We start from the raw sequence: 11,438 nt of genomic DNA, 5'->3' as shown, positions 1-11,438 counted from the left end.
CGAGCGTCCGAACGATTCGGCGATTCGGGAACGCGGCGGCTCCGCGCTTCGGCGAAGTAGGCGGCGCGGCGCTTTGGCCCTCCGGCGCTCGGCCTCGCGCTCGCCGGCGCGCGCGATCTCGCGCCGCGCGACGACGGTATGCGCTGGCGCCAAACAGCCGCGCACGCGCCGCCGATCGGCGGCGCGGCCCGGCGCCGCGTTCGCGTGCCGGCCAGGTGCGTCGCGCGATGCGCCCGGCCGGCAACGGCGAAACGGCGCGTCAGACGATTCGCGGCTTGCCGTCCGACGTCAGCGCTTGCGCCTGGCGAGCGCCGGCGCGCGTCGCGGGATCGGGCCGCGGTGGGTCCTCCCGCAGCCTGTCGAGACGCTCCTCGATGTCGCCGTTGCGCAGCCTGTCGAGGCGCTCCTCGAGGTTGATGTCGCGCAGGTTGCCGTCGGCGCGCTGCAATTGCCGATTGAAGTTGTCGGCCCAGATCTGATGCGCGCGCTCGGCCGCGGCCCGCTCGATCCCCCGCCTCGCTTCCTGTTCAGCCTGCTGTCGCGCCGCCTGAGCAGCCTTTTCCTCGGCCGCGCGACGCGCGGCGTCGCGCGCAGCCGATTCGGCGCTTTCGCGCGCGCGACGCTCCGCTTCCTGCTCCGCCTTGCGCTGCGCCTCCCGCTCCGCCTGCTGCTGCGCGTCGCGCTGCGCAGCGCGCATCGCCGCGTCCTTCGCCGCGCGCTCGGCCTGCAGCGCCGCCTCGGTCTGCGCCTGTTTGCGCGCGACCTGCTCGGCCGCCGTTGCCGCCTGCGCCTTCACCTGCGACGACACCGCCTCGCCGACCCGATGCTCCGCGCCGGACGCCGCCTCGCGGCGCGCGTCGTGCAACGCGACGCCCGGCGCCGCCTGCCCGGCCTCGCGACGTGCGGCGAGATTCGAGAAGCTCTGTTGAATTCGCGCCATCTTGTCGACGAAGAAGCGATCGTTCATCACGTGGCGCACGAGCGCCTCGCTCGCGACGCGAATCGCCTTGTCCTTGTCGACGAGCCCGGAATAATCCTTCGCCCGTTCGACCGCGCGCATCACGATATCCTTCGCCTGGCTCGATTCGAGACACCGCTTCAGCGCATCGGCTTCCTCCGTCTTGTTCTCGACGAACACGCCGCTGTCGAGCATCGCGCGGATCAATTCGGCGCGCGTTTCGTGCCGCAATGCGTACTGCGCGCCGTCGAGCGCGCGTCGCGCGCTGTCCGCGACGTCCTCGAACGCGCGCGTCGCCTCCTTGAGCGCCTTCTTCTCGGCCTTGAGCGCCGTTTCGACCGTCGCCTTTTCCGACTTCGTCGCGCTCGCGCGCGGTTGCGCCTTGAGCTCGGCGAGCCGCTGCTCGAATTCGTCGACGCGCGCCCGTACCGCGCCGACGCTCGCGCGCGCCGCGTCGAGCCGCTGCGCGAAGCGCGCCTTGACGGAGTCGCCGCTCGCTTGCATGCGCTGCCCGAACTGCTCGTGCAACGCGCGCAGCAGCGACAGATGCGCGTCGCCGAGGCTCGCCCGCATGTAGTCGGGCAGATTCAGGCCGTGCGATTTCAGGCGCTCGTTCAATTGCGACTGGAGCTGTTCCTGCGCGCGTTCGAGCATCGTCTGACGATGTTCTTCCGCGGCTTTGCGCTGCGCGATCTGCCAGGCCCGGAGCTTGATGTTTTCGAGCCGCGCCTTCACGCTGTCCTTCGACGCCGCGGCCGTTTCCGGCAACGGCTCCCGCAGGCGGCCGACCACTTCGTCGAACTGGTTCTTGATTTTGCCCGTCAGCTTGTCGAGCGCGGCTCGGTCGCCCGGCCGCGCTTGCGCGGCCTTGTCGTCGAGTTCCGCGAGCAACCCCTTCATCGATGCGAGCAGTTGCGGATGATTCACGCCGTGGTCGAGCACGGCCTTGTAATAGCCCGGCAGCTTGCCTTGCAGCAGCCGGCTCAGGCCCGACTTCTCGTGATCCGGCGAACGCAGCAGTTTCGCGACCTCCCGGGCGACCGCCTGACTGTCGCTGTCGGTCACGACCGCCTGCAGCAACTGCAGGTACGCGTCGTTCAGCTCGATTCCCGCGCCGCGCTCGGCCGAAGGCCGGTCGGTCAGACGGCGCGCCAACGCCGCGCCGATCTCGAATTCGCCGTACTGATTCTTTTGCGCGAGCCTGCGTAGCGCCGCGCCGCCCTGCGGATCGCGTGAACCGCCGAGCGCATCGATCAGCGCGCCCGCCAGACCGGTCACGGGCTGCGCCAGTTGACGCGCGCGCGCGTCGATGGCCGATTCGGCCGATGGGGCGGCGGCCGCGGCGCTCCCGGGCGCGGCGGCCTGCGCGACGGCACGGAAATCGAGCGGCGTGAACGACGCCAGCAGTTTGTCCGCGAGACGCTCCCCTGACGCGTCCGACGCCTTGAACGGCTGGCTCGTCGGCAACGGCCGGCGCGCGGACGCCGTCGCCCCGGCATCCCCGGCTTCCGGCTGCGGCGCGCTTCGGTCGCCCGACGGCGTGCCGCCGTCGAGCTTCGCGCGCGGATTTTCGCCCGCCGCCTGCTTCGTCGCGCTCGCGTCGCCGGACGAGCCGGCCGCCTCGCGCAGGCTGTCGGACGCCTGCGTGTCCGTCGCGAGCTTGTCCGTCGCGCCGATCACGCCCGATGCGACCTTCGCCGGCGGCTGCGGAATCGCACCGGCGGCGCCGGCGACCGCGCTCGAGATCGCCGCGCCCGTCGCCGCCTGCTTGATGCGGTGATCGACGCGCTGCGTCGCGTCGGCCGCTTGCGCGACGCCTTCCGGCGGCGTTGTCGCGCCGGTCGCGACCGCGCGCGCGATCGCGCCCGTCGCGCGCCCGGTCTTCGCGTACTGCTTCCACGCGTCGAGCTTCTCGCCTTCGAGCAGCGCGAGCGAACCGTCGCCGTTCGCGTAGGCCGACCTGATGTCGGCCTCGCGCATGTGTCCGGACTGGATCATGAACCCGATCAGATTGCCGCCCCAGACTTTCGGCCGTCCGCCGAGATCCGTCGTGAAATAGTTGGTCTTGTAGTCGGCGTCCGGATAAAGCGTCCGATAGACCTTGTGCGCGAAGTAGTCGGTCGCGAACTCGTCGTAGTTCCAGTTGGAATTGATGCCGGCTTCCTTCGTCGTCTGCTGAAAGCCCGTGTGATCGTGCGAAGCCGCATGCACGCTCTCGTGCACGATCGTCGAGCGGATCTTCGCGGCGTCGAGCACGCCGCCCGACGAATATTCGGGCGCGTCGGTCGCCATGTGAATCCTGCCTTCGGGCGATGTCCACGCGATCGGGTTGAGCGTCGGCTCGTCCGCGTAGTACGGAATGCCCATCACTTTCGACAGCCCTTCCATCGTCGTCTCGGCGATGTCCATGCGCGGCGGCGCGATGCCGAGCACGGACGCGAGGCCCGCGCTCAGCTTGTCGATGTCGACATAATCCTTGACCGACCAGTTCGGCGACGGCTGCTTGTTCTCGTTCACGAACGGCTTGAGCTCGATCGGCTGAAACGCCTGTGCGCGCGGCGCGGTTGCGGTAGCGGTAGCGGTAGCGGTAGCCGCGGCCGCGCCGGCGGCGGGCGGCAGCGGCGCCATTGGCGCCATGGGAGGCATCGGCCGCGGTGCGCCTGGCGGCGGCGGGGGCGTCCGCAAGCCGAGCGAAGGCGTGGGCGGCGGCGGGGGCGCAAGCGAGCCGAGCGCGGGCGCGGGCGGCGGCGGGGGCGCAAGCGAGCCGAGCGCGGGCGCGGGCGGTGGGGGCGGCGCTAGCGAGCCGAGCGAGGGCGCGGGCGGCGGGGGCGGCGCTAGCGAGCCGAGCGCGGGCGCAAGCAGCGGGGGCGGCGCGGGGCGCGCGCTCGGCGCCGCGCCGTCGTTCGCGAAGGCCCGGTTCGCGCCTTCGAAAAAGGCGCTGACATCCGCGTGCCGCGGATGCGTGTGCGGCAGGCGCTGCGGATTCGCGTCGACGCGGTGTTCGTGCCCGCCGGCCTGCAATGTCCCTTCGGACCGGACGTCCTGTGGCGCATTCGGCGACGCGCCCGCCGTTGCGGCGAGATGCTTAAACTCGATCATGGATCACACTCTTCTCGTGTTGCGCCACGTGCGCGGTGTCGCGCAGCGACGCGGGAAACGCCTTTACCCAGACGATGAAATCGGACAGCCGATGCGCGAGCGCTTCGGCCGTCAGTTCCGTCGCCGTCTCGGCCCGATACGCGATGAGCCCCAGCTCCGGATGCCAGCCGATGCCCGGTTGCTCGCCGAGCAGCGGATTGAGCGCCGCATGCAGCAGCCGGCGCAGCGTGTCGTCGGTCGCCGCCGCGGGCAGCGGCCAGTCGATGCGTCCGACGACGACGAGTTGCGCGCCGCTACGGCGCAGCAGGATCGGCAGGGATTCGTCGATCAGCAGACGGCAGAGGCCCTGCGAATCGAAGTGCAGGCCGGGCAGGCCGAGCCGCTGCGCGAGCTCGGCGAGCAGCGCGTCGGTCGCGCCGTCGTGCGGGGAGGGCGCGGACGCCGAGCGGATGCCCGGCGGGAGGTCGGAAAAACGGACGGTCATGAGTGTCGTGTGGAACAAGGGCTTCGCGTAAACGGGGTGGCTCGCCGGAAGGCAAGCGCGGCCGAAATGCGTGGTTCGGCCGCCATGCGTATTCGTACACGATCGTCTCGCGCGCCTCTTTTTGAATTCGTCGATCGCTTCGTTTTTTGGGGGGCGGAGTTCGCGCGGCGGGCAGCGCGATCGGCTGGGCGGAGGGGCGTAAAGCGCGCGTGCGCGCCTGCGTGTTTGCGCGTTCGCGTGTTCGCGTGGCGGCAGGCGCATCCGCCGCATCCGCGCGACGGCGGGTTCCCGTGGCCCGCCGCCGCGCCCGTTCAAGGCATTCGTTCGATCAAGGCGCGAGCGCCGGGTGCTTGAGCGCGTGCGCGGCCTCGATCCATTGCGCGTGGAACGCGTCGGGGTCGCGCGGCAGCCCGAGTTCGCCGTTGCGGTACGCGATCGCGAGCGTTTGCACCGCTTCCGGCAGCTCGCGGTCGGCGGCCTGCCGGTACAGCGCGAGCGCGCGCGCCTCGTCTCGGCGCACGCCGCTGCCGTCGCGGTACGCGTTCGCGAGCATGAATTGCGCGGCCGGTATGTCGTGGCGGGCCGAGAGCTCGAACCAGCGGGCCGCCTCGGCGGGATCGGCGGGCGTGCCGTAGCCGCTGCGGTAGATGAGGCCGACGTAGTACGCGGCGTTCGGATCGCCCACGGCGGCGAGCGGGCGCAGCATCGCAAGCGCGCGCGGGTAGTCGCGCGCGGCGCCGCCCGTGCCGAGCAGCCATGCCTTGCCGAGCGCGAGGCGCGCGTCGCGCACGCCGGCGCTCGTCGGCGCGCTGCCGAGCGGCGCCGCGCGCGCGGCCGTTTCGAGCCAGCGCATGCCTTCGTCGCGCAGCGCGAGATCGCGCGAGCCGACGAGCGCGAGGCCGAGCGCCGACTGCGCGTCGGCCGAGCCGCGCCGCGCGAGCGCGCGAAGGCGGCCGAGCGCGCGCGGCTCGGCCGCCTGTTCGACCATCGCGCGCCATTCGTCGAGCTGCGCGCGCGTGACGGACTGCGCGCCGGGCGCCGGATGTTCGAGCCGGTCCGCCACGGCGACGCCCGCCGCCAGCGCCGCCGCGACGGCGAGCATGCCGACGGGCGACAGCGTCGCGCGCAGCAGGCGCTGCCGCGGCGACGGGCGCGGCGCGTCACCGGGCGGCGTCGTGACGCGTGTCGAGATCAGGTTCTTGGTTGCATTCATCATCGAAGTGAGTCGGTTTCATGGTTGGCGAGCGGGGCAGCGCCCGGCGCTCCAGGGGCGCGCGGGGCGCGGGCGGTGCGGGCGCGGCGAGACGGAGTGAGCGAAACGAGGGAGCAAAACGAGAGAGCAAAACGAGAGCAAAACGAGATGGCGAAGCGGATGCGGCGAGGCGGCCGGTTCGCACGCACCGGCGCATGGCGCGCATCGCGCGGCGCTCGATGTGAACCGCATATCGCCATCGCATTTCTCATTTCGCATTCGCACTTCGCATTTACACTTTGAGCCGCGAGCCGCAAGCGGCACGATTCGCGCGTCGCGGTCGCGGTCGCGCGAATCGCGGCCGCCGTCGGCTGCTTCGCGCCCGTCCCGGTCCGCCCCTCGCGCTTCGTCATTGCGTCAGATCAATCTCGTAGGTCGCGAGTCCCTTGCCGGAGCCGTCGTCGGCCGCGATCTGCGTGATGCCCGCGACGCCTGCCGCGTTCGCGAGCGCGACGAGGTTCGGCGCCGACGCGAACTGCACGTGCGCGACCGACCCCGCGAGCTTCGTGAAGCGCCAGCTCCGCTGCATGCCGTCGGCCGCGCGCGTGAGCTGGCCGCGCTTCTTGATGTACGCGATCAGCACGTCGCGGTTCGCGTCGGGCGACGCGAAGATCGTCTTGCTGCCGTCGAGGCCCGGGAAGTTGCCGCCGCCGCTCGCGCGATAATTGTTCGTCGCGACGATGAACTGCGCGTTCGGATCGATCGGCGCGCCTTTGTAAGTCAGGTTCCTGATCCGGCTGCCCACCGCCTGCGTCACGTCGATCTCGTAGCGCAGATCGGCGGACGTGAACATGTCGAAGTTGTAGCCGGGGAAGCTGCTCACGAGCTTCTGCGCGGTCGCCTTCGTCGGATCGATCGTGTTGAAGCGCTTCGCCGCGGTCTCGAGCCAGTTCCTGATGTCGGCGCCGCTCACCTTCACCGCGTAGACGGTGTTCGGGTACAGATAGAGATCGGCCGCGTTGTTGATCGCGAGCGCGCCCGCCGCGACGTCGGTGAAGTCCGTGCCGCCGCCGAAGCCGCTCTTGAACGGCGCGCTCACCGACAGCACCGGCAGCGACGCGTACTGCGGCAGGTTCGCCGCGACGTAGCTCGCGACGTAGTCGGCCTGCGCCTCGTTGACGATCTGGATCGCGCCCGGGTCGCCGACGTCCGCGAAATAGCTGGTCATCCGGTAGTCGGTGCCGCCGATCGGCGTCTTCACGTAATCGATCGTCGCCTGATGCTCGGCCGCGATCGCCGCGGCGACGGACGGGTCCGCGTCGACATAGCTCTTGTCCGGATTCTGGATCGAGCGCGCCTCGACGGTCGTCTGCGATGGGTCGACGCTCCACTTCTTGCCGTCGAATGCGAGGCCGAGCTTGATCACGCCGAGATGCTTGCCCCAGTAGTTCGCCATCACGGTGGGCACGCCGTTGACCGTGCCCTTCGCCTTGTCGACGCCCGGCAGGTTGAACTGCGCGATCGTGCTCGCCGCGTCCGGGAACACCTGGTGGGAGTGGCCGATCAGCATCGCGTCGATGCCGGGCACGGTGGACAGCCACCAGCTGCCGTTTTCCATCGTCGGCGAATACGGCGAGTTGTCGAGGCCGCCGTGCGAGATCGCGACGACGAGGTCCGCGCCCTTCGCGCGCATTTCGGGGATGTACTTCTCGGCCGCTTCCTTCAGGCCCGTCGTGTAGACCTTGCCGTCGAGCCAGCGCTTGTCCCAGCTCATGATCGCGGGCGGCGTGAAGCCGATGATGCCGATCTTCACGGGCGCCGTGATCGCGCGGCCGTCCGGCGCCGTCGCGGCGACGGTCTTCGTGAGGATCGTGTACGGCGTGAAGAGCGGCGCGTTCGTCTTCGCGCTGATCACGTTCGCGAGCACCTGCGGGAAGTTCGGGCCCGCGCATTTCTTCTGCTGCGCCGGGTCGGGCAGGCCGTCGACGGCGAACGTGTTGCCCGTCACCTGCGACAGGTACGGCAGCCCGTAGTTGAATTCGTGATTGCCGATGCCGCCGCCGTCGAATTTCGCCGCGTTCATCACCTTGTAGATCGCGAGCGCGCTGTCGCACGGCACGGGTTTCACGAGCGCCTGATAATCGGCGAGCGCCGTGCCCTGGATCGTGTCGCCGTTGTCGAGGAGGAGCGTGTTCGGATACTGCGCGCGCGCCTGCGCGATCAGCGTCGCGACGCGTTCGAAGCCGAGCGACTTGTCGGCGGCGAGCTTGAAGTAATCGTACGACAGCACGTTCGTGTGCAGATCGGTCGTCTCGAGCACGGCGAGCGTGGCCTTCGCGCCGGCGGGCGTGGGCGCGCCGGACGAGGCGGGCGGCGTCGAATCGACGTCATCGTTGCAGCCGGCGACGAGCGCCGCGCATGCGACGAGGGCGGCGGCCGAGAGCCGCCGGCGAAAACGCGAGGGGAAGGGCATCGGGATTGTTCCTGTTCTGTTTCCGTTGAGCCGGGGATGGCGTGAGCGGCGCATGCGCCGGCGGCCTGGCATCCAGCGCGTGAGAGTATCGAAAGGAAACGTGACCGAAGAATGAAAGCGCTTGGACGGCCAACCGGAAGGCGCGCGGAAAGCATACCGGAAGCTTGCGCGGCGCGGGAGCGGCCGGCGCGGGCCGCGCGCCGCGTGCGCGCGCGACGCCCGGCCGCGCCGCGCGCGCGGGCGAAACGAGACTTCGCGCGGCGAAGCGGTTCGCTACAATGGCCTCTGTCACCGTTTTGCGAAATCGCCCTTTGGACTTCCAGACACCTCCCGGCCTGTCGGTCGATGCCGGCAGCCAAGGTTCGACCGTGCGCCTGTCCGGCCAGTGGACGGCGCTCGCGCTCGCGCGCGACCGCGGCAACGTCGCGCGCCGCATCGCACGGCTCGCGAAGGAGCCGGTCGGCGCGTGGGATCTGTCCGGCGTCGACCGGCTCGACCACGTCGGCGGCCAGGCGCTCTGGCGCGTGTGGGGCCGCAAGCTGCCCGCCGGGATCGCGCTCACCGACAATCAGCGGACCGTGTTCGAGCGCATCGAACGGCTCGACGAGAGCCGCGAGGCGCCCGAGCCCGTCGTGCGGATCGATCCGGTCACGCGCTTCGGCCAGGGCCTCTTCACGTTCGGCGAACACCTGTACGGCGGCATCGCGCTGCTCGGCGGCCTGATCGTCGATCTGCTGTCGGTGCTGCGCCGGCCGCGCACGATGCCGTGGACCGAGATCTCCGCGAACGTCTACGCGGCGGGCGCGAAGGCGCTGCCGATCACGGCGCTCGTCGCGTTCCTGATCGGCATCGTGCTGTCGTATCTGTCCGCGCAGCAGCTGCAGCTCTTCGGCGCGAACCGCTACATCGTCAACATCCTCGGCCTCTCGGTGATTCGCGAGCTCGGGCCGGTGCTGTCGGCGATCCTCGTCGCGGGCCGCTCGGGCTCCGCGATCACCGCGCAGATCGGCGTGATGCGCGTGACGGAGGAGCTCGACGCGATGCGCGTGATGGGCATTCCGCACGGCCTGCGGATCACGCTGCCGCGCGTGCTCGCGCTCGGCGTCGCGATGCCGCTGCTCGTGATGTGGACCAACATCATCGCGCTCGCGGGCGGCGCGCTCGCCGCGAAGTTCGTGCTCGGCATCGACCTGAACTTCTTCGTGCGCTCGCTGCCGTCCGTCGTGCCGATCGCGAACGTGTTCATCGGGCTCGGCAAGGGCGTCGTGTTCGGGATGCTGATCGCGCTCGTCGCGTGCCACTTCGGCTTCCGGATCAAGGCGAATTCGCAGAGCCTCGGCGAAGGGACGACGACTTCCGTCGTCACGTCGATCACGGTCGTGATCCTCGCCGATGCGGTGTTCGCGATCCTCTTCCAGAACGTGGGGCTCGGATGAACGCGCGTGACGGCGATTTCGTGATCGAGGTGCGCGACCTGACGAAGCGCTACGGGCGCAACGTCGTCCACGAGCATCTGGATTTCGACGTGCGCGCGGGCGAGATCGTGTCGATCGTCGGCGGCTCGGGCTCGGGCAAGACGACGCTCGTGCGGCAGATCCTCGGCCTCGAGCGGCCGAGCTCCGGCACGATCGAGGTGTTCGGCCAGGACACGTCGAAGATCGACGCCGACACCGCGCGCGTGATGCGCAGCCGCTCGGGCATGCTGTTCCAGCACGGCGCGCTGTTCTCGTCGCTGACCGTGTTCGACAACGTCGCGCAGCCGCTGCGCGAGCTCGGCCGCGTGCCGGAGGATCTGCTGCACGACATCGTGATGCTCAAGCTCGAGATGGTTGGGCTGCCGTGCAAGCACGCGTCGAAGATGCCGGCCGCGCTGTCGGGCGGGATGGTCAAGCGGGTCGGGATCGCGCGCGCGATCGCGCTCGAGCCCGAGCTGCTGTTCCTCGACGAGCCGACGGCGGGGCTCGATCCCGGCGCGTCCGACGAGTTCGTCGAGCTGATCGCGACGCTGCATCGCACGCTCGGCCTGACCGTCGTGATGGTCACGCACGATCTCGATACGATGGTCGCGCTGTCGACGCGCGTCGCGGTGATCGCGGAGCGCAAGGTGCTCGTCGCCGCGCCCGTCGAAGACGCGGCGGGCGTCGATCATCCGTTCATCCGCGAATACTTTCTCGGCCGGCGCGGACGCCGCGCGCTGCAGGCGCTGCCGCCCGCGCGGCGCGCGCGCCTGCCGAAGGCGGCGCTCGAACCGGCGCCTTCGGACGTCGAGCTTTAGTACGAACACGAGGGAACCCCAGCATGGAAAACAAATCACACGCGTTCTGGGCCGGCCTCTTCACGATCGGGCTGCTGCTCGCGATCGTCGGGGCGGTCTATTGGTTCAACGTCGATCGGACGGTGCGCGTGCCTTACGATCTCGTGTCGCGCTCGAGCGTGACCGGGCTCTTTCCCGACGCGGCCGTCCGCTATCGCGGGCTCGACGTCGGCAAGGTGCAGTCGATCAACTTCGACCGCGGGCATCCGGGCGAGATCGTGATCCGCATTCTCGTCGACACGAATGCGCCGATCACGCGCTCGACGTTCGGCAGCCTCGGCTTCCAGGGCGTGACGGGCATCGCGTTCGTGCAGCTCGACGACACGGGCGCCGATCAGGCGCCGCTGCCGACGTCGGCGAAGACGGTCGCGCAGATTCCGATGCGCCCGAGTCTGTTCGACCAGCTCCAGCAGCGCGGCGACGTGCTGCTCAAGCAGATGGAGATCGCCGCGAAGAGCGTCAACGAGATGCTGTCGCCCGAGATGCGCGACCAGTTGAAGGCGACCGCGGCGAGCATGCAGCACGCGGCCGACGGCGTCACCCAATTGTCGAAGCAGGTCGAGCCCGCGCTCGCGCAAATGCCGCAGACGATGGCGCACGTGAACCACGCGCTCGAATCGGCGAACGCGCTCGTCGCGCCGGGCGGGCCGCTCGTCGCGAACCTGAACCGCGCGGGGCAGGCGCTCGTGTCGATGAACGACACGCTCGCCGAGCTGAGCGCGCGCGTGCGCTACGACACGCTGCCGCGCTTCAACGCGCTCGCGACGAACGTCGGCGACGCATCGCGCACGCTGAAGGATGTCGCGGGCGACGTCGGCCGCAATCCGCGCAGCCTGCTGTTCGGCACGCCGGCGGCCGAGCCCGGTCCGGGCGAGCCGGGATTCATGTGGCCGGGCGCCGCGCCCGCCCAGTAAGTTT

7 protein-coding genes and 1 pseudogene are annotated in these 11,438 nt (G+C 70.2%); 4 read left to right on the top strand and 4 right to left on the bottom strand.

Annotated features, from left to right (window positions below):
* Positions 1 to 84: 84 nt before the first annotated feature.
* Positions 85 to 174, top strand: a pseudogene (locus WT60_RS35730) (sel1 repeat family protein); the annotation flags it as partial.
* 85 nt (positions 175 to 259) lie between these two features.
* On the opposite strand, the gene WT60_RS35240 reads toward WT60_RS35730, so the two are convergent.
* The 4 genes from WT60_RS35240 to WT60_RS18215 all read right to left on the bottom strand — a co-directional run bounded on the left by WT60_RS35240 (position 260) and on the right by WT60_RS18215 (position 8,206).
* Entirely contained in the window at positions 260 to 3,595 is a 3,336-nt protein-coding gene (locus tag WT60_RS35240) for a hypothetical protein (RefSeq protein ID WP_236860833.1), read from the bottom strand.
* 448 nt (positions 3,596 to 4,043) lie between these two features.
* Positions 4,044 to 4,541: a type III secretion system chaperone gene (locus WT60_RS18225; protein ID WP_060355163.1), complete on the bottom strand. Its 498-nt coding sequence runs from the start codon at positions 4,539 to 4,541 to the stop codon at positions 4,044 to 4,046.
* Positions 4,542 to 4,869: 328 nt separating this feature from the next.
* Positions 4,870 to 5,757, bottom strand: a complete 888-nt coding sequence (locus WT60_RS18220; protein ID WP_060355164.1) for a tetratricopeptide repeat protein — start codon at positions 5,755 to 5,757, stop codon at positions 4,870 to 4,872.
* Between the two features lie 385 nt (positions 5,758 to 6,142).
* Positions 6,143 to 8,206, bottom strand: coding sequence for a bifunctional 2',3'-cyclic-nucleotide 2'-phosphodiesterase/3'-nucleotidase (locus WT60_RS18215; protein ID WP_060355165.1), 2,064 nt, complete (start codon positions 8,204 to 8,206; stop codon positions 6,143 to 6,145).
* A gap of 311 nt (positions 8,207 to 8,517) precedes the next feature.
* On the opposite strand from WT60_RS18215, the gene WT60_RS18210 reads away from it, so the two are divergent.
* The 3 genes from WT60_RS18210 to WT60_RS18200 are packed head-to-tail and all read left to right on the top strand — an operon-like array spanning position 8,518 to position 11,434.
* The gene (locus WT60_RS18210; protein ID WP_038755306.1) at positions 8,518 to 9,642 is read left to right on the top strand and encodes an ABC transporter permease; all 1,125 of its coding nucleotides are present in this window, start codon (positions 8,518 to 8,520) and stop codon (positions 9,640 to 9,642) included.
* Positions 9,639 to 10,481: an ATP-binding cassette domain-containing protein gene (locus tag WT60_RS18205; RefSeq protein WP_060355166.1), complete on the top strand. Its 843-nt coding sequence runs from the start codon at positions 9,639 to 9,641 to the stop codon at positions 10,479 to 10,481. Before WT60_RS18210 ends, WT60_RS18205 begins: the two co-directional genes overlap by 4 nt.
* Positions 10,482 to 10,504: 23 nt before the next feature.
* Positions 10,505 to 11,434, top strand: a complete 930-nt coding sequence (locus WT60_RS18200) for an MlaD family protein (RefSeq protein ID WP_060355167.1) — start codon at positions 10,505 to 10,507, stop codon at positions 11,432 to 11,434.
* Positions 11,435 to 11,438: the final 4 nt, after the last annotated feature.

This window comes from Burkholderia sp. MSMB617WGS (genome assembly GCF_001532025.2).
In the GTDB taxonomy this organism is placed as follows: Bacteria; Pseudomonadota; Gammaproteobacteria; order Burkholderiales; family Burkholderiaceae; genus Burkholderia; species Burkholderia savannae.
This window is presented reverse-complemented; position numbering and strand designations above follow the sequence as displayed.

What these genes read in the sequence shown, in the direction of transcription:
- WT60_RS35240 (WP_236860833.1), bottom strand. Translation starts at nt 3,595, where the DNA reads ATGGCGCCAATGGCGCCGCTGCCGCCCGCCGCCGGCGCGGCCGCGGCT.
- WT60_RS18225 (WP_060355163.1), bottom strand. Translation starts at nt 4,541, where the DNA reads ATGACCGTCCGTTTTTCCGACCTCCCGCCGGGCATCCGCTCGGCGTCC.
- WT60_RS18220 (WP_060355164.1), bottom strand. Translation starts at nt 5,757, where the DNA reads ATGATGAATGCAACCAAGAACCTGATCTCGACACGCGTCACGACGCCG.
- WT60_RS18215 (WP_060355165.1), bottom strand. Translation starts at nt 8,206, where the DNA reads ATGCCCTTCCCCTCGCGTTTTCGCCGGCGGCTCTCGGCCGCCGCCCTC.
- WT60_RS18205 (WP_060355166.1), top strand. Translation starts at nt 9,639, where the DNA reads ATGAACGCGCGTGACGGCGATTTCGTGATCGAGGTGCGCGACCTGACG.
- WT60_RS18200 (WP_060355167.1), top strand. Translation starts at nt 10,505, where the DNA reads ATGGAAAACAAATCACACGCGTTCTGGGCCGGCCTCTTCACGATCGGG.